The following is a 16,086-nucleotide window of genomic DNA, read 5'->3' as shown; positions in this document are numbered from 1 at the left end:
ACCCGGATGCCCCACACGGCGCCCGCCCGGCCAGGCGTGACCGCACACGGGCAGCCCGGCGCCGCTCCGGGGCGGCCGTACCGATCAGGCCCTAGGCTGAGCGGATGTTCAGCCCCGAAGGCCCTCGTCTGAGCGAACTCGCCGTCCAGGCACTGTCGTCCGTGGAGCGCGGCTACGACCTTCTCGCCCCGAAGTTCGACCACACCCCCTTCCGCACTCCCGACCCGGTGCTGGACGCCACCGTCTCCGCGCTGCTGGACTCCGGGCCCTACGGCACCGGCCTGGACGTGTGCTGCGGCACCGGCGCGGGCGTGGACGTGCTGCGGCAGGTGTGCCGGGAGAGCGTCACCGGCGTGGACTTCAGCGCCGGGATGCTCGACGTCGCCCGCGCGCGCACCCGGCCGGCCGGACCCGAGGTCTCCTGGGTGCGGGCGGACGCGCGGGCCCTGCCGTTCGGACCGGAGTTCGACCTCGCGGTCAGCTTCGGCGCGTTCGGCCACTTCCTGCCGCGCGAGATGCCGCGGCTGTTCGCCCAGGTGTACGGGGTGCTGCGGCCCGGTGGCCGGTTCGTCTTCCCGGTGGTCGCGCCGCCCCGGCCCGGCTCCGTCACCCAGGCGATGCTCCTGGGGTTCGACACCGCCATGCGGGTGCGCAACGCCGTGTGGCGGCCGCCGTTCGTCATGTACTACCGCGCCGTCCGCTTCGGTGACCTGTGGCACGGGCTGGATCGCACCGGGTTCCGCGTCGCGTTCTGGCCGCTCCCCGAGTTCGGCCGACGGCGGGACGGAAGCCCGAAGGTGCGCCTGATCGTCGCCGAACGGCCGGAGAAGGACTGAGGGACCAGGGGTGGACGGGCCGGGGGAGCGGCGGACAAGGATCCTCCGCGTCCGTGGGTTGGTTTTTCCAACTCGACCCTTCGTTGCGTTGGATTTTCCAACTCACCTGGCTAGGGTGGGTCGCGTGACGACGACTTCGTATGACGCGACGCGCATCGACTCCCGCTGGTGGTCCTGGGAAGGTATGCACGGGGGCTGGGTCGCCGGCGCGGCACTGACCGCCGTACGGGACTCGTTCGCCGGCGGGGCGCAGCCGGTCCGCTCGCTCACCACGCACTTCCTGGCCCCCGTCGGGACCGGACCGCTCAGTTTCTCCGGGACGGCGCCCGCGACCGGCCGGCGCACCTCCACCTGCGTCTTCACCGGGCATCAGGACGGCGAGCCGGTGGTCCTCGGCTCGGCGCTGTTCGGACCGTCCCGCCCCGGCCCCGCGTACGCCGGGCTCGCCGCCCCGGAGGTGCCCGGACCGGACGACTGCCTCCCGCTGGAGCTGCCCGCCGACCTCGCGCCCTTCGCCCGCCAGCTGGAGATTCGTCCCGGCACCGGCGACCTCCCGCTGGCCGCGGGACCCCGCGCCGAACTCGTCGCGTGGGTGCGTTTCCGGGACGACCGGCCCCTGGACGCGGCGGCCGTCACCACGCTCACGGACGTCATGCCGCCCGCGCTGTACGCCCACTGGAGCACCCCCCGGCCGGTTCCCACCGCGGAGCTGACCGTGCACTTCTCCGACGCCCTGGATGACGGGGCGCCGTACGGCTGGAGTCTGGTCCGCATCCGCTGCGACCACGCGGGCGGCGGCTGGGCCGTGGACGACAGCGCGGTGTGGTCACGGGACCGGACCCTGCTGGCGGCGGCCCGGCAGGCGCGCGTGGTGCGCGGCCCGACGCCCCCTCAGGCGGCGGCCGGCACCATGAACTCGTAGACCAGCACGTCCTGGTGGGTGTCCATGGCCAGTTCGGTGAGCTCCAGCGGCCGGGCGTACTGGTCGTGCACCCGCCGGGTCACCCGGACCGACGGGGTGCCCGCGAGCCGGGTGATCGTGTCCCGGTGGTGCAGCGACAGACCCGCCCGGCGCATCCAGTCGTAGGCCCGGCGCAGCTCGGCGGCGCCGGTGCCGTCGGCCCGGTCCCGGTAGCGCGCCAGTTCCTCGACCTCCGCCAGCACCACGGCGGAAAACGATGTCACCGCGGTCCGCTGCTCACGCCCGTCGGCCGACGAGGACCAGTATCGGTGCATCAGGGTCGCCCGGCCCGGCGCGAGCCCCAGCGGCTCGGCGTGCCCCGCCGGCGGGACCTCCCAGGTGACGGTGGCCCGGGCCACCGTCTCCCGCCCGGCGCACCGCGCCCCGAGCGGGAAGCCTGCGGCGGCCGGTGCCTCCGCCGGCTCGCCGGGCAGTGCCGCATGGCTGCCGCGCCGGTCCGTGGCGACCAGCCCGTCCCGCCGCAGCACCTGCAGCGCCTGCCGTACGGTCTCCCGGCTGACGCCGAAATGCTCGGCCAACTGCCGCTCCCCGGGCAGCCTTTCACCGGGTGGGACGGTGCCGGTGCGCAGCTCGCCGAGCAGTGCGGTGGCGATCCGTTGGTACAGCGGCTCCCCGTCGGTGGGCGGGTGGTCGCCGACGACGTGATCGTGCGGGGTGGTGCGGGCCATACCGCGCCCTCCTGTTGGTGACGTACCGTGGCCGTGCGGGCTCGTTGAGCCACCACATCTACCATTGGTCTACACCAACAGGGAAGGTGGTCCGGCAGTTCGGCCGGAACCGTGCGGTGCCCCCGGGTGCGTCAGGCGTACGCGCGCATCCAGCGCACCTTCGCCGCCTCCTGGTAGGGACCGCCGCCCTCGTGGTCGTTGAACTCGTACACCTCGATGGTCTTGTCCTCGTGCGCCCACGCGTTGAAGGCGCCGAAGACCGTGGACGGCGGACAGGTCTGGTCCTCCAGGGCAGCCGAGAACAGGGCGGGGGCGTTGCCACGGGCGGCGAAGTGCACGCCGTCGAAGTAGGACAGGGTGCGCAGCACGTCCGCCGTACGGCCCCGGTGGGTCTTGAGGAAGGAGCCGATCTCCCGGTACGGGTTGCGGTCGGTGAGCGTCGTGGCGCGCGGGAAGTCGCACAGGAACGGCACGTCCGGCGCGACGGCCGCCAGATCCGGGACCAGGCCGCCCACCGCGAGCGTGATGCCCCCGCCCTGGCTCCCGCCGACCGCCACGGTGCGGCTCGCGTCCGTCAGCGGGTGCGACCGCGCCGCCTCCACCGCGCGCACCGCGTCGGTGAACACCCGTCGGTAGTAGTAGTTCTCGGGTGCCTCGATGCCGCGCGTCATGAAACCGGGGAACGCCGGTCCGCCGCCGCCGACCGGGTCCGCGGTGCCGCCGCCCCCGCCCCAGGCGCTGCCCTGCCCGCGGGTGTCCATCACGAAGTGCGCGCGGCCCGTGGAAGCCCACAGCAGGTGCTCGTGCGGCAGGCCCCGGCCGCCGCCGTACCCGATGAACTCGACCACCAGCGGCAGCGGCGCGCCGGCCCCGGCGGGCAGGACCAGCCAGCCCTTGACCGGGTGGCCGCCGAACCCGGCGAACGTCACGTCGAAGACCTCCACGGTGGACAGTCCCGTGTCGACCGGCTCGAAACGGGCGTCCAGGCGGTGCCGGCGTGCCTCCTCCAGCGTCGCGGTCCAGAACGCGTCGAAGTCCTCGGGCGCCGTGGACGTGCTGCGGTACGCGCGCAGTTTGTCGAGGGACAGGTCGAACAGGGCCATCAGGGACCGCCTTCGTGAAGGGACCGTGCGAAGCGAGGACACGTTACGTGGATCATCCGGCGCGTCGCCAGGGTTGCTTGAGAAAGGGCCAGGTAAGGGGCCTAGAAAGCGGTTGCCGTCCGGCCGTCTCGCGAGCCGGGACGGCTCTGTTCGGCGCGTCGGACGCCGTGGTGGGTCGGACGCCGCGGGGGGTCAGACGCCGGTGGGGGGCGGACGCCGTGGTGGGTCAGACGCCGGTGGGGGTCAGACGCCGCGGTGGGTCCACCGCGGCCCGGTGCGGGCCCAGGCGCGGTCCCACTCCTCGAGCCTGCGGCGCAGCGCCACCCGCCGCACCGCGCGGTGCGCGAGCAGCAGCACCGCCGCCGTGCCACCGCCGGCCAGCGTGCCCGTGCCGACGCCGTACTGCCACACCGACGCGTCGTCGACCGGCGGCAGGACCTCGCGGCCCCGGGAGTCCAGCCAGACGTGCACCGTCTCGCCGGGGCGTACGTGCGCCGGGACGCGGGCCACCGTCGTACGCGTCCCCTCGTCCGGCGCCTCCCAGCGCACGGTCGCCCGGACGGCGCTCCGTCCACCCGAGCCGGACGCGGGGCGCGCCCTCGACGGACGTTCCACGACCTCGGCGCGCACCCGCTGGCGCTCGGCGCGCTGCTCGTCGGCGGCCGCCCGTGCGTCCCCGTACGCCCACCGGGTGGTGAGCACCCCCGCCAGCGGGGCCGCCAGGCACAGCAGCACGGCGACGGCCAGTGCCGTCCACGCCTCGACGACGTCCGAGCGGCGGCACAGCGGCCCGCGCCGCCGGGCGCTCAGCACTCGCGTCAGCATCTCGACCTCCCCTGCCGTCCACGGCGGCCGAGGGGACGAAGGCCGAGCGGGGCGGCGGACCCAGCGGCTCCGGGACGCGGCTCATGGCACGCGCGGAACAGTGCGGGGCGGGTGCCCCGGCGGCGGGCGCGCGAAACGACGGCTGCCCGGCCCCGGCGGCAGGGACGGACGGCCTGAGGGACGGCCGCCGGCTGAGGCCCGCGGCCGGCCCGGGTCAGCCGAAGCGCTCGATGCGGATGCGCTCCACGGGCTGCCCGGCGGCCACCAGCAGCCGGGAGGCGTGCTCCGCGAAGGAGTTGGAACCGCACACATAGGCCTCCCAGCCACCGGGAGGCTGTTCGGCCAGGAGCGGCGCCACATGTGCGGCGGCCATACGTCCCACGGGCACACCCGCCGGGGCGCTCCGGGTGAACACCGCGGTGGTCTCCGCGCCGTACTCGCGTGCGTAGATCAGGTCCTCGGGGCCGCGCGCCGACACCAGCAGTCGCATCGGGAGGGTCAGGCCGCGGGCGCGGTGGTGCCGCACCATCGACATCAGGGGGACCACGCCCGATCCCGCCCCCAGCAGCAGCGCGGGCCGGTCGCCCGGCCAGGCGAAGAAGCCGCTGAGCGGGCCGCGCATCTCGATCCGGTCGCCCGGGCGGGCCACCGTGTGGAACCAGCCCGAGACCTCGCCGTCCGACACGTGGTCCAAGGTCAGCTCGATGTGCCCGGAGTCGTCCGGCGCCGAGGCGATCGAGTAGTGGCGCTGTGCCGTGTAACCGTCCCCGGCGGTCAGCCGCACCATCAGGTGCTGGCCGGGCACATGCCCCGGCCAGCCCGGTACCGCGAACCGGAAGGTCGACGCGCGGGGCGTCTCGTGGCGGATCTCCGTGAGGGTGGCCGTCCGCCACACCGACGAGGTCTGCTCGCTCACCCCGATGCGCCCGGGCACCGCGAACCGCGTCGCCGGGGTCCGAGGCCCGGTCGCTGCCGGAGTGATCCGCTGTGTCAGTTGTTCAGTCACCGGAGTACCGCTGCTCCTCCCACGGGTTGCCCCGCGCGTGGTAGCCGTTGCCCTCCCAGAAGCCCGGCTCGTCGTGGTCCAGCAGCCGCAGCCCGGCGATCCACTTGGCACTCTTCCAGAAGTACAGGTGCGGCACGATCAGCCGTGCCGGTCCGCCGTGCTCGGCGGGCAGCGGCTCACCGCCGTACTCCCAGGCGATCCAGGCGCGCCCGTCGGTCACGTCGGCGAGGGGGAGGTTCGTGGTGTACCCGGTGTGCGCGTACGCCACCACGTGCGTGGCCGACGGCAGGGGCCGCACCCGCTCCAGGAACGCGTCCAGCGAGACACCGCCGAACCGCACCCCGAACTTCGACCAGCTCGTCACGCAGTGGATGTCACCCTCGTACGCCGACGCGGGCAGCGCGTGGGCCTGCTCCCAGTCCCAGGTGCGGGGCTCGGCGACCAGGCCGTCGATCCGGAAGGTCCAGTCCTCGGGGGCCAGGTCGGGGGTGACCTCGGCGGACAGGACGGGCCACTCGTCCCCCGCGTCGTACTGGCCGGGCGGCAGCCCGGGGTTGTGCACGCGAGGACGGCCGGTGAAGCCTCGGGTGATGTTCACGTGATCGGCGTTTCCGTTGCGACTGGTGCTCAGTGTTTCCGCTGACCAACGGTACGCGGTGTCCGTGCCCCGCACGGCACGGGGCGGTGCGCCCCGCGGGGCGCACCGCCGGGCGCTCGTCGTCCGGTGCCGGGGTCAGTCCTCCCGTGCCGCGCGGCCCGGACGGGCGACCGGCTCGGCCGTCCCCAGGCCGGACCGGGCGTTGTAGCGCACGAGGTACCCGGCGAACCGGCGCAGATCTTCCTCCGGCCAGTCCGCCAGCCGTTCCCCGAAGGCCGCGCGCCGGCGCTCGGTCACATCGGCCAGGATGCTCCGGCCGGCCGCCGTCAGCCGCACCACCTGCACGCGGTGGTCGGCGGGGTCCGGGCGCCGCTCCACCAGACCGGACCGCTCCAGGGCGGTCACCTGGCGGCTCACCGTCGACTTGTCCAGCGCGTAGTAGGCGGCGAGATCGGTGGCCCGGCAGCCGCCGCTCGTCTCCAGATGCCCCAGCAGCGTGTACGACACCAGCGACAGCTCGGGGTGCATGCGCCCGGCCGAGGCGCGGGCCCGGCGGGCGAACACCGTCATCTCCCGCTGGATGGTCTCCACGGCGTCCCGCGCGTCCCCTGACTTTTCCGCCTCGTCCGCGTCCACCACGCACCTCCCCTCCACCCTGCCCGAAACGGTCCTGAAGGCACCGTACCGCCGTGGAGATCGTCGGGTAGGGTGGCCTCCGGCCGCGGACCGACCCGGCCGGGAGTCGAGGAGGTGAGACCCATTACCGCTTGTCAGGTCGGGTGCTCTCACCTCGGAACGACACGGTCCGCCCGTAACGGGTGACCGGGAGAGCGCCCTTCGGCTCCCGAAAGGCCAGGCTCTTGCCGCACCGTTCCTCCCCTTCCTCCCTCTCCTCGCCCCGTGACGCGGTGGCCGCCACGCTGCGCGCGGCGGGCTGCGTGTTCGCCGAGGACGAGGCCGAGCTGATCTTCGCCGCCGCCGAGGGCGATCCGTCCTCCGTCGACGCCATGGTCGCGCGCCGCGCCGCCGGACTGCCCCTCGAACTCGTCGTCGGCTGGGCCGAGTTCGGCGGGCGCCGGATCTCCGTTGAGCCAGGCGTCTTCGTGCCGCGCCGCCGCACCGAGTTCCTCGTCGAGCAGGCGCTCGCGCAGGCACCGGGCGCGTCCGTCCTGGTCGACCTGTGCTGCGGGTCCGGCGCCGTCGGCGCCGCGCTGGCGGCCGCGCGCGACGGCGCCGAGCTGCACGCCGCCGACATCGACCCCGTCGCCGTGCGCTGCGCCCGCCGCAACGTCGCGGGCCTCGGCGGGCAGGTCCACCAGGGCGACCTGTTCGACGCGCTCCCCGAGCGGCTGCGGGGCCGCGTCGGCATCCTCGCCGCGAACGTGCCGTACGTCCCGAGCGACGAGATCGCCCTGCTGCCGGCGGAGGCCCGCGACCACGAACCGCGCGTCGCCCTCGACGGCGGCGCGGACGGTCTCGACGTGCTGCGCCGGGTCGCCGCTGACGCCCCGGCATGGCTGGCCCCCGGCGGCTGCCTCCTGATCGAGACCAGCAGCCACCAGGCCCGGTCCGCCGTCGCCGCCTTCACCCGGGCCGGCCTGCACACCCGCCTCACCACCTGCGAGGAACGCCACGCCCACGTGGTGACCGGCGTCCGCCGGTGACGCCGTGCACGGGGCGGCCCGTCGCGGCCGGCTGCGACGCCCCGCGCGGCCCCCGGAGTGCGTCGCCTGCGCCTGGTCCGCCGCGAGGGGGAGGTGCTCGAGCGCCTATGTCCCCGGTGCCGTCACCCGGGCGATCAGGAGGGCGACGTCGTCGAAGTTGTCCGGTTCGTGGAGGGTGCGCAGGAGTATTTCGCAGACCTCGTCCAGGGAGTGGCCGGGCTGCTGGTCCAGCAGCGAGAGCAGCCGGTCCAGGCGTTCGTCCAGCGGGTCGCGGCGCGTCTCGACCAGGCCGTCGGTGTAGAACACCAGCCGGTCGCCCGGCTCCAGGTCGACCGTGGTCGTGGAGAAGGCGACCCCGCCCACGCCGAGCGGCACCCCCGTGGGCAGGTCGAGCAGCTCGGGGGCGTGCCCGGCGCGGATCCGGGCCGGGGGCAGGTGCCCCGCGTTGGCGATGACGCAGCGCCGCTCGTTCGGGTCGTGGACGGCGTAGACACAGGTGGCGATCGCCTCGTCCAGCTCGACGGTGATCCGGTTCAGGTGTTCCAGAAGCACGGCCGGGTCGAGCCCCAGGGAGGCCAGCGTGTGGGTCGCCGTGCGCAGCCGTCCCATGGTGGCCGCGGCGGGGATGCCGCTGCCCATGACGTCGCCCACGACCAGGGCCGTGCGGTCGCGGTCCAGCGGGATCACGTCGAACCAGTCGCCGCCCACCTCGCTGGTGGCGCCCGCCGGCTGGTAGCGGGAGGCGACCTCCAGGCCGCCCGTCACGGACGGATGGCTGGGCAGCAGGCTGCGCTGGAGCGTGAGCGCGGTGTCCCGGGCGTTCTGGTACCAGCGGGCGTTGTCGATCTGTACGGCCGCGCGCGAGGCCAGCTCCCTCGCGAGCAGCAGATCGTCCTCGTGGAACGGATGGGGAGTCCGCGTGCGGATGAGGTCCAGCGCGCCCAGCACCTCCCCGCGGGCGATCAGCGGCACGGCCAGGTACGAGTGGACACCCGCCCGGGCCAGCACCTCGGCCGACTCGGGGGAGCGGGCGATGCGGAGCAGGTCCTCGTCCTTCACCTGCGGCACCATCACCGGCAGGCCCGTGCGGACGCACTCGGTGATCAGCCGGTCCGGCGCGTACCGGGCCACCTGCCCCGGCGGATCGGCCGCCGGCAGCACGTCGGACGCGTCGACCCAGCGCACGGCCAGCGCCCGCATCAGCGCCGGCTCGGCCGGGCCGATGACGCTGCGCCGGCCCTGTACGACCGCGTCCAGGAGGTCCACCGCGGCCGCGTCGGCCAGTTCCGGCACGGCCACGTCGGCGAGCTCGCCGGCCGTGCGGTCCAGATCCAGCGTGGTGCCGATCCGGGCGGACGCGTCGGCGATCAGGGCGAGCCGGCGGCGCGCCGTCTCCGCCTCGGCGTTGGCCCGGTACTGCTCGGTGATGTCGACCACCGACACGGCGACGCCCAGCACGGTGCCGAGCGCGTTCTCCAGCCGGTACAGCGACACGGCCCAGGTGTGGTCCGCGTCCGGGTCGGCCGGGGTGCGGCCGGTGACCGACCGGTCGACCAGGGGCCGTCCGGTCCGCAGCACCTCCTCGGCGGCCTGCTCGATGGTGGCGGCGTCCATCAGCGGCAGCACCTCGCGTACGGTGCGGCCCCGGTGCTCGTCGGCGGACAGGCCGTTGATCTGCTCCAGCGCCGGGTTCACCGACACGTACCGCAGGCCGGAGTCGAGGACGGCCAGCCCGATGGGGGACTGGGCGACGATCCGGGTGGACAGCGCGACGTCCTGTTCCATCCGGCGCACCGTCGTCCGGTCGACCGCGAGACCGAGGGCGTACACGTCCCCCCGGTCGTCCAGCAGCCGCATGTTGCGGAACTCCACCAGCCGGGTGCCGCCGTCCTTGCGCCGGATCGGGAAGGCCCCGGCCCAGCTCCGCCCGGTGCGCATGACCTCCGCGAACAGCTTCCGTACGAGGTCGAGGTGCTCCTCGTGCACCATGATCCGGGCGGCGTACCTGCCCAGCGCCTCCTGCGCCGGGTACCCGAACAGCTCCTCCGCCTGGGGGCTCCACAGCACGATCCGCCCCTCGGAGTCCAGGACGACCGAGGCCACGCGCAGTACGTCGAGCAGACCGCTGGGACGTACCGGCCCGTCCCCGCCGGCCGGGAGTGATGCCGCTGCACTCATCCCACGCCCCGCCTTCGCCGAGTCCGCGGCACGCCGTCGCCGCGCCGCCATTCCCCTGTTGTACCGCGCGCGAGGGCGATTTCGCGCCGCTCCTGTCGTCCCGTTCCCGCTTCTCCCGCGATCCTGGGCGGTGTCCTCCCACCATCCTGGCCGGTGTCCGCGACCGCGCCACCGCGGGAGGGGCGCGCGGGTAGTGCTTCCCGGCGTCCGGTGCTTTGCTGAGGGAGGGGTGGGGGACGGCGACGTGACCACGAGAGGAGCGATCACGATGGTCAACGAGCCCACGCACCCGGAGTCCGTCTCGGTCGAGATCAGCGGATGCAGCAAGGACGACGCCCGGATCGTCTTCGACACGCTGTGCGCGTGCTTCTCGTCGGACCGGTGCTCCGACGACGTGCCCGAGGAACTGCACGAGACCCGGCCCACGGTCTGGCTCGGCACGTTCGACGTCGCCGACGCCCGCGAGGGGGAGGCCCGTCCCGCGCGGCTGTCCTCCTCGGTCGACGCCGACGTGCACGGCGGCTACTGGGCGATCGACCGGTTCCGCACCACCCTGGACGACCTGTTCCGGGTCAGCGAGCTGAGCAAGGTCTCGGGCGACCAGGAGCGCGAACTGCACGTCCGGCTCGAAAGCGGGTGACGCCGACCGGAACGCTGTGCCCTCCGTCACCTCGTTTATGCAACTAGTTGCATAAGCCGGTGCGCGTGCCCTACAACTACAGGCACCACACCGCGCACGGAGGGCCCGATGAGCCGTTACCCCCACCTGCTGACCCCCCTGGACCTGGGCTTCACCACCCTGCCCAACCGCGTTCTCATGGGTTCCATGCACGTCGGTCTCGAGGAGGCCGAGGGCGGTTTCTCCCGCATGGCCGAGTTCTACGCCGCGCGCGCCCGCGGGGGAGTGGGCCTCATCGTCACCGGCGGCATCGCCCCCAACGACGAGGGCCGCCCCTACGAGGGCGGCGCCAAGCTCACCACCGACGAGGAGGCCGAGCAGCACCGGGTGGTCACCGCGGCCGTCCACCGCGAGGGCGGCCGCATCGCCCTGCAGATCCTGCACTTCGGCCGCTACGCCTACCACCAGGACCTGGTCGCCCCCAGCCCCCTCCAGGCGCCCATCAGCCCCTTCCCACCGCGCGAGCTGACCGACGCCGAGGTCGAGCGGACCATCGACGACTACGTCCGCGCCGCCCGCCTCGCCCGCAAGGCCGGCTACGACGGCGTCGAGATCATGGGCTCCGAGGGCTACCTCATCAACGAGTTCATCGCCCGGCACACCAACCGGCGCACCGACCGCTGGGGCGGTTCCTACGAGAACCGCATGCGCTTCCCGGTCGAGATCGTCCGCCGGGTCCGCGAGGCGGTCGGCGACGACTTCATCCTCATCTACCGGCTCTCCATGCTGGACCTGGTGCCCGGCGGCTCCACCCTGGACGAGGTGATCACCCTCGCCCGGGCCGTCGAGTCGGCCGGCGCCACCATCATCAACACCGGCATCGGCTGGCACGAGGCCCGCATCCCCACCATCGCCACCTCCGTCCCGCGCGGCGCCTACACCTGGGTCACCAAGCGGCTGATGGGCGAGGTGAACGTCCCTCTGGTCACCACCAATCGCATCAACACCCCCGAACTCGCCGAGCGGCTGCTCGCCGAGGGCACCGCCGACATGGTGTCGATGGCCCGCCCGATGCTCGCCGACCCCGACTTCGTCGCCAAGGCCGCCGACGGCCGCGCCGACGCGATCAACACCTGCATCGGCTGCAACCAGGCCTGCCTCGACCACACCTTCAGCGGCCGGATCACCTCCTGCCTCGTCAACCCGCGCGCCTGCCACGAGACCGAGCTGGTGCTCTCCCCGACCCGCCGCCGCAAGCGCGTCGCCGTCGTCGGCGCCGGACCGGCCGGCCTCGCCTGCGCGGTCTCCGCCGCCGAACGCGGCCACGACGTCACCCTCTTCGACGCCGCCGGCGAAATAGGCGGGCAGCTCAACGTCGCCCGCAAGGTCCCCGGCAAGCAGGAGTTCGACGAGACCCTGCGCTACTTCCGCACCCGCCTCGGCGAGCTGGCCGTCGACGTGCGCCTGGACACGCGCGTCACCGCCGACGACGTCACCGGGTACGACGAGGTCGTCGTCGCCACCGGCGTCAGCCCCCGCCTCCCCGACATCCCCGGCGTCGACCACCCGAGCGTCCTCGGCTACCTCGACGTGCTGCGCGACGGCGCGCCCGTCGGCGACCGCGTCGCGATCCTCGGGGCGGGCGGCATCGGCTTCGACGTCGCCGAGTTCCTGACCGACGGCGGCGACAAGGCGCACGAGGACCCCGAGACGTACTTCCGCCAGTGGGGCGTCGACCTCGACTACCGCGCGCCCGGCGGCCTCGCCGCCCCCGAGCGGCCCGCCCCGCCCCGCACCGTCCATCTGCTCCAGCGCAAGACGTCCAAGGTCGGCGCCGGGCTCGGCAAGACCACCGGCTGGATCCACCGCACCGAACTGCGCCACCGCGGCGTCACCATGGTCCCCGGGGTGCGCTACGACCGGATCGACGACGCCGGACTGCACGTCACCGTCGGCGACGAGAGCACCGTCCTCGAGGTCGACACCATCGTGCTGTGCACCGGCCAGGAGCCGCGCCGGGACCTCTACGAGGAACTGGTCGCGGCGGGCAGCCCCGTCCACCTCATCGGCGGCGCCGACGTGGCCGCCGAGCTGGACGCCAAGCGGGCCATCAAGCAGGGCACCGAGCTGGCGGCGGCGCTCTAGGACCGATCACAGCCGTCCCTAGGATGAGCGCATGTCACTCCCGCACGCGATCCTCACCGCCCTGCTCGAGAAGCCGTCGTCGGGGCTGGAGCTGACCCGCCGCTTCGACCGGTCGATCGGCTACTTCTGGTCCGCGACGCATCAGCAGATCTACCGCGAGCTGGGGAAGCTGGAGGGCGAGGGCCTGATCAGGGCCCTGCCCTCCGAACAGCCCGCGCGCGGGCAGAAGAAGGCGTACGAGGTGCTGCCGGCGGGGCGGGAGGAACTGGCCCGCTGGACCGCCGTGTCCCAGGAACCCAAACCGCAGCGCGACGCCCTGCTGCTGCGGCTGAGGGCCGCGGCCGTGGTCGGGACGGAGGGACTTGAGGCGGACCTGCGCCGCCACCGGGAGCTGCACGCCGGGCAGTTGGAGACCTACCGGGAGATCGAGCGGCGGGATTTCCCTCCGGGCCGTGACGAGCCGGAGGACCGGCTGCGCCACCTGGTGCTGCGCGCCGGCATCGACCTGGAGACCTTCTGGACGCAGTGGCTCGATCACGCGCTGGCGGAGTTCGCCGAGCTTCCGGACATGCCGGAGCGGCAGGAATGACACCTGCGTGCGGGTGCGGGTGCGGGTGCGGGCGCGTGGGGCTGGGCGCGCGGTTGCCCGGCGTTCAGAGGTGGCGGACGCCACCCCTGCGACGTCGGCCTCGAGCCGGGAGGGCGCCGCAAGGTCACCGGGCTGCGGCGCGAGGAACTCGCCCTGCTGGCCGGTCTGAGCACCGACTACTACCAGCGGATGGAGCAGGGCAGGGACGTCCGGCCCTCCGACGACGTGCTGGACGCGCTCGCGACCGCGCTCGGCCTCGACCACGAGGAGCGCCGCCACCTGTTCACGCTCGCGCACGCCGTGCGGCGGCCCTCGCGCGCCCCGGTGGACCGTGGGCCGGAGGTGGTGCCGGACAGCACGCGGCGGCTGCTGCGGGTGATGAACACCCCGGCGGTCGTGCTCGGCAGGCACCTCGACCTGCTCGCCTGGAACGCGGCGGCCGAGGCGCTGCTCGGCGCTCCGGACGAGCTGCCGCCCGACCGCCTGAACATGCTTCTGCTGCTGTGCGACGACGAGTTGACCGGCGGGCGCGCCTGCCCCGACTGGGAGCGGCAGGCGCTGGACTACATCGGGATGATGCGCGCGGCGGTCGCGGCCGATCCGACGCATCCGCGCGCCACCGCGATTGTGGGTGAACTGAGCATTCGCAGCGCCGAGTTCCGGCGGCTCTGGGCCCGGCACGACGTCCGGGCCTCGGTGAGCGGCACCAAGACCTTCCGCAGCCCCGCGGTCGGTGACCTCACCCTGGAGTGGAACACCTATCCGCTGCCCGGCAGGCCCGGCCCGTTCCTGCTGGTGTTCACCGCGGAGCCGGACTCGGCCGACGCGGACCGGCTGCACCTGCTGGGATCGCTGCACGCGACCCGCGCCGCCCGCTCCGACCGGTCCTAGGGTCCCTCGGACGAGGCCCTGGGCGCAGGGACGACTCCCCGGACGGCGGCGCGTGGCTCCGCGACCCCGACGGTGTGCGGAGGCGGGGGAGGGGTCGACGCCGGCCGCCCGACCGGAGCGCGTCGGACGTGGTGGCGGCCGGCGCCGGGTCTACAGGTGGCGCGGGCGGCCGGCGCGCCGGCGCAGATACAGGACGGTGCCGACGATGCCCGTACCGACCAGCGCGCCGCCCGCCACCGCGGTGACCGTGCCGTAGTCCTTGGAGCCGCCGCCGAGGCCGCCCATCACACCGCGGGACGGTGAGGCCGTGGGGGAGGCCGACGGGCTGGGCGCGGGGGACACGACCACGGACTGGGTGCCCGCCGTGCTGCCGTTGGAGCACACGACGATCACCGTGTACGTGCCCGCGCTGACGTTGGACCAGGCCGCGGACTGCCCCGCGGACGTCCCCGACAGCGCCACCTGGCGGCCCTGCGAGAAGTTCGCCTGACCGCTGCTGAGCAGCGAGGCGGTGCCCCAGTGGCCGTTGATCTGGCTGCACGCGCCGGTGGTGACCGAGACCGTGTTCCCCGTGGTGCTCACGGAGATCCCGTCCGCGGCGGCCGGCCCGGCCGGCAGCAGGGCGAGCGCGGCGGCGGCTGCCACGGTCGGTCCGAGGCGGAGCAGAGACGTCGAGATGCTCATGTGGACTGCCTTCCGGCGGCACGGCCGGCGGTACATCCCTTGCGCCGCCGAGGTCGGGGAGCGCCCGTGCCACCACGACGCCAGCCAACGGGCAGCCCGGCCGGCGCGCACTCCGGCCGCATCCGGGCAGGTGACGGCGTCCTCCGGGCGGCGCAGCGCGGACGTTCCGCCGTGTCAGCCGACGGTGCCCGTCGTGACGGTCCGTTCGGCCGAGAAGGCGCCCCAGGTGCCGTCCGGCAGCATCGCCCTGATCCGCACCCGGTGGGTGACGCCCGCCCGGTCGCCCGCGTAGAAGCGGTACGTCGCCCGGTCGCGCGGTGCCTCACCGCCGTACACCAGCGAGGTGACGGCCCGTCCGTCCAGCCGCACCTCGTACTCGGTGACCGTCCCGTCGACGCGCGGCGGTACCCATGTGAGGACGATGTAGTGGGCCCCGCCGGAGCCGCGGACGGCGGCGCGGAAGCCGGTGGGCGCCGTGGCGGTCGCGTCGCCCGAGCCGTCGGCGGTGGTGAGGCGGACGGGAGCACCGGGCGGCGAGAGGTTGTCCGCCGCGTCCCGGGCGCGGACGGTGAACGCGTACCGGATGCCCGGCCGCAGCCCCGTCACCACGGCGGCCGTCTGGTTCCCGCCCACACTGTGGATCTTCGTGCCGCCCTGGTAGATGTCGTACGACACCACAGCGCGGTCGTCGGTCGCGGCGGTCCAGGACAGCTGGGCCGCCCGGCTGCCGGCCGCACGGCCCGTCAGTCCCGTCGCAGGGGTGGGCGGTGTGCGGTCGGTCCGGGCCGCCACCGGGGTGGTGGCCCGGACCTCGCGGCTGGGCGGGCCGAGCCGGCCGTCCGCGTCCCGGGCGCGGACCGTGAAGACGTAGGGGGTGGCGGGCCGGAGACGGGTGACGTCCACCATGTGTGTGGAACCGGTTACCTCCGCGACCTTGGTGGTGCCCCGATACACCTCGTAGCGGGTCACCGCGCTCGCGGCCTGGGCGACCCGGTTCCACATGACGTGGACGCTGGTGGCGCTGCCGGCCTGCGCGGTGACGCCCGTCGGCGCCCCCGGTGGCCGCTCGCCGCCCGTGTCGTCCGGGGCGCCCCAGCGGCAGGAGGCGGCTATCAGGACGACCGCGCAGAGCGCGAACAGGCGGCGCGATGACGCGGTTGGGGGAACGCCACGCACGACTCTGCCTCCAGGGGTGCGGTCGCGACCGGACCGGTCAATGGTCCGTACCAATATGGGCCTGCTGGCGCGCTCACTTCAAGAGGGCGGTGTGGGCCGGCCGCGTCCGGGTGTTTCGTATG

General features: G+C 74.2%; 16 protein-coding genes. 7 read left to right on the top strand and 9 right to left on the bottom strand.

What is annotated here, in order from left to right; genetic code table 11:
- The first annotated feature begins 104 nt into the window (after positions 1 to 104).
- Together B100_RS0119240 and B100_RS0119235 are read left to right on the top strand one after the other, a co-directional pair.
- Complete coding sequence (locus B100_RS0119240; RefSeq protein WP_024886067.1) at positions 105 to 836, top strand: class I SAM-dependent methyltransferase; 732 nt, start codon at positions 105 to 107, stop codon at positions 834 to 836.
- A gap of 124 nt (positions 837 to 960) precedes the next feature.
- Positions 961 to 1,758 carry a thioesterase family protein gene (locus B100_RS0119235; RefSeq protein ID WP_024886066.1) on the top strand — a complete coding sequence of 266 codons (798 nt, stop codon included), beginning with the start codon at positions 961 to 963 and terminating at the stop codon, positions 1,756 to 1,758.
- Here B100_RS0119235 and B100_RS0119230 read toward each other — a convergent pair.
- From B100_RS0119230 to B100_RS0119205, 6 genes are all read right to left on the bottom strand, one after another.
- On the bottom strand, positions 1,728 to 2,486 hold the full coding sequence (locus B100_RS0119230; protein ID WP_024886065.1) for a GntR family transcriptional regulator: 759 nt from the start codon (positions 2,484 to 2,486) through the stop codon (positions 1,728 to 1,730). The two genes, B100_RS0119235 and B100_RS0119230, sit on opposite strands and share 31 nt — an antisense overlap.
- A 131-nt stretch (positions 2,487 to 2,617) precedes the next feature.
- Entirely contained in the window at positions 2,618 to 3,589 is a 972-nt protein-coding gene (locus B100_RS0119225; protein WP_024886064.1) for an acetylxylan esterase, read from the bottom strand.
- Between the two features lie 243 nt (positions 3,590 to 3,832).
- Positions 3,833 to 4,414: an Rv1733c family protein gene (locus tag B100_RS0119220; RefSeq protein WP_024886063.1), complete on the bottom strand. Its 582-nt coding sequence runs from the start codon at positions 4,412 to 4,414 to the stop codon at positions 3,833 to 3,835.
- Between the two features lie 214 nt (positions 4,415 to 4,628).
- Positions 4,629 to 5,348: a ferredoxin reductase gene (locus tag B100_RS0119215; protein WP_024886062.1), complete on the bottom strand. Its 720-nt coding sequence runs from the start codon at positions 5,346 to 5,348 to the stop codon at positions 4,629 to 4,631.
- A 64-nt stretch (positions 5,349 to 5,412) separates the two neighbouring features.
- Positions 5,413 to 6,018, bottom strand: a complete 606-nt coding sequence (locus B100_RS0119210) for a sulfite oxidase-like oxidoreductase (protein WP_024886061.1) — start codon at positions 6,016 to 6,018, stop codon at positions 5,413 to 5,415.
- A gap of 135 nt (positions 6,019 to 6,153) precedes the next feature.
- Positions 6,154 to 6,588: a MarR family winged helix-turn-helix transcriptional regulator gene (locus B100_RS0119205; protein ID WP_051490020.1), complete on the bottom strand. Its 435-nt coding sequence runs from the start codon at positions 6,586 to 6,588 to the stop codon at positions 6,154 to 6,156.
- A gap of 290 nt (positions 6,589 to 6,878) precedes the next feature.
- On the opposite strand from B100_RS0119205, the gene B100_RS0119200 reads away from it, so the two are divergent.
- Positions 6,879 to 7,682: a putative protein N(5)-glutamine methyltransferase gene (locus B100_RS0119200; RefSeq protein WP_051490016.1), complete on the top strand. Its 804-nt coding sequence runs from the start codon at positions 6,879 to 6,881 to the stop codon at positions 7,680 to 7,682.
- Positions 7,683 to 7,787: 105 nt separating this feature from the next.
- Here the strand turns inward: B100_RS0119200 and B100_RS0119195 are convergent, their stop codons facing one another.
- Positions 7,788 to 9,860, bottom strand: a complete 2,073-nt coding sequence (locus tag B100_RS0119195) for a SpoIIE family protein phosphatase (protein WP_024886058.1) — start codon at positions 9,858 to 9,860, stop codon at positions 7,788 to 7,790.
- 268 nt (positions 9,861 to 10,128) lie between these two features.
- Between B100_RS0119195 and B100_RS0119190 the strand changes: the two genes are divergently transcribed.
- From B100_RS0119190 to B100_RS0119175, 4 genes are all read left to right on the top strand, one after another.
- On the top strand, positions 10,129 to 10,500 hold the full coding sequence (locus B100_RS0119190; protein ID WP_024886057.1) for a hypothetical protein: 372 nt from the start codon (positions 10,129 to 10,131) through the stop codon (positions 10,498 to 10,500).
- Positions 10,501 to 10,608: 108 nt separating this feature from the next.
- On the top strand, positions 10,609 to 12,624 hold the full coding sequence (locus B100_RS0119185) for an NADPH-dependent 2,4-dienoyl-CoA reductase (protein WP_024886056.1): 2,016 nt from the start codon (positions 10,609 to 10,611) through the stop codon (positions 12,622 to 12,624).
- A 31-nt stretch (positions 12,625 to 12,655) separates the two neighbouring features.
- The gene (locus B100_RS0119180) at positions 12,656 to 13,213 is read left to right on the top strand and encodes a PadR family transcriptional regulator (protein ID WP_024886055.1); all 558 of its coding nucleotides are present in this window, start codon (positions 12,656 to 12,658) and stop codon (positions 13,211 to 13,213) included.
- Positions 13,214 to 13,216: 3 nt separating this feature from the next.
- Positions 13,217 to 14,104: a helix-turn-helix domain-containing protein gene (locus B100_RS0119175; protein ID WP_051490015.1), complete on the top strand. Its 888-nt coding sequence runs from the start codon at positions 13,217 to 13,219 to the stop codon at positions 14,102 to 14,104.
- Positions 14,105 to 14,254: 150 nt separating this feature from the next.
- Here the strand turns inward: B100_RS0119175 and B100_RS0119170 are convergent, their stop codons facing one another.
- Both B100_RS0119170 and B100_RS0119165 read right to left on the bottom strand, forming a co-directional pair.
- Positions 14,255 to 14,788: a hypothetical protein gene (locus tag B100_RS0119170; RefSeq protein WP_024886053.1), complete on the bottom strand. Its 534-nt coding sequence runs from the start codon at positions 14,786 to 14,788 to the stop codon at positions 14,255 to 14,257.
- A gap of 174 nt (positions 14,789 to 14,962) precedes the next feature.
- Complete coding sequence (locus B100_RS0119165; protein WP_024886052.1) at positions 14,963 to 15,964, bottom strand: fibronectin type III domain-containing protein; 1,002 nt, start codon at positions 15,962 to 15,964, stop codon at positions 14,963 to 14,965.
- Positions 15,965 to 16,086: the final 122 nt, after the last annotated feature.

Source organism: Streptomyces sp. CNH189, from assembly GCF_000527195.1.
Note: the sequence above shows the minus strand (reverse complement) of the source record. Positions and strands in the feature narration are given on the sequence as shown.

Coding starts and splice junctions, on each gene's coding strand:
- B100_RS0119220 (WP_024886063.1), bottom strand. CDS start 4,414: ATGCTGACGCGAGTGCTGAGCGCCCGGCGGCGCGGGCCGCTGTGCCGC.
- B100_RS0119190 (WP_024886057.1), top strand. CDS start 10,129: ATGGTCAACGAGCCCACGCACCCGGAGTCCGTCTCGGTCGAGATCAGC.
- B100_RS0119230 (WP_024886065.1), bottom strand. CDS start 2,486: ATGGCCCGCACCACCCCGCACGATCACGTCGTCGGCGACCACCCGCCC.
- B100_RS0119180 (WP_024886055.1), top strand. CDS start 12,656: ATGTCACTCCCGCACGCGATCCTCACCGCCCTGCTCGAGAAGCCGTCG.
- B100_RS0119205 (WP_051490020.1), bottom strand. CDS start 6,588: ATGACGGTGTTCGCCCGCCGGGCCCGCGCCTCGGCCGGGCGCATGCAC.
- B100_RS0119225 (WP_024886064.1), bottom strand. CDS start 3,589: ATGGCCCTGTTCGACCTGTCCCTCGACAAACTGCGCGCGTACCGCAGC.
- B100_RS0119240 (WP_024886067.1), top strand. CDS start 105: ATGTTCAGCCCCGAAGGCCCTCGTCTGAGCGAACTCGCCGTCCAGGCA.
- B100_RS0119185 (WP_024886056.1), top strand. CDS start 10,609: ATGAGCCGTTACCCCCACCTGCTGACCCCCCTGGACCTGGGCTTCACC.
- B100_RS0119170 (WP_024886053.1), bottom strand. CDS start 14,788: ATGAGCATCTCGACGTCTCTGCTCCGCCTCGGACCGACCGTGGCAGCC.
- B100_RS0119195 (WP_024886058.1), bottom strand. CDS start 9,860: ATGAGTGCAGCGGCATCACTCCCGGCCGGCGGGGACGGGCCGGTACGT.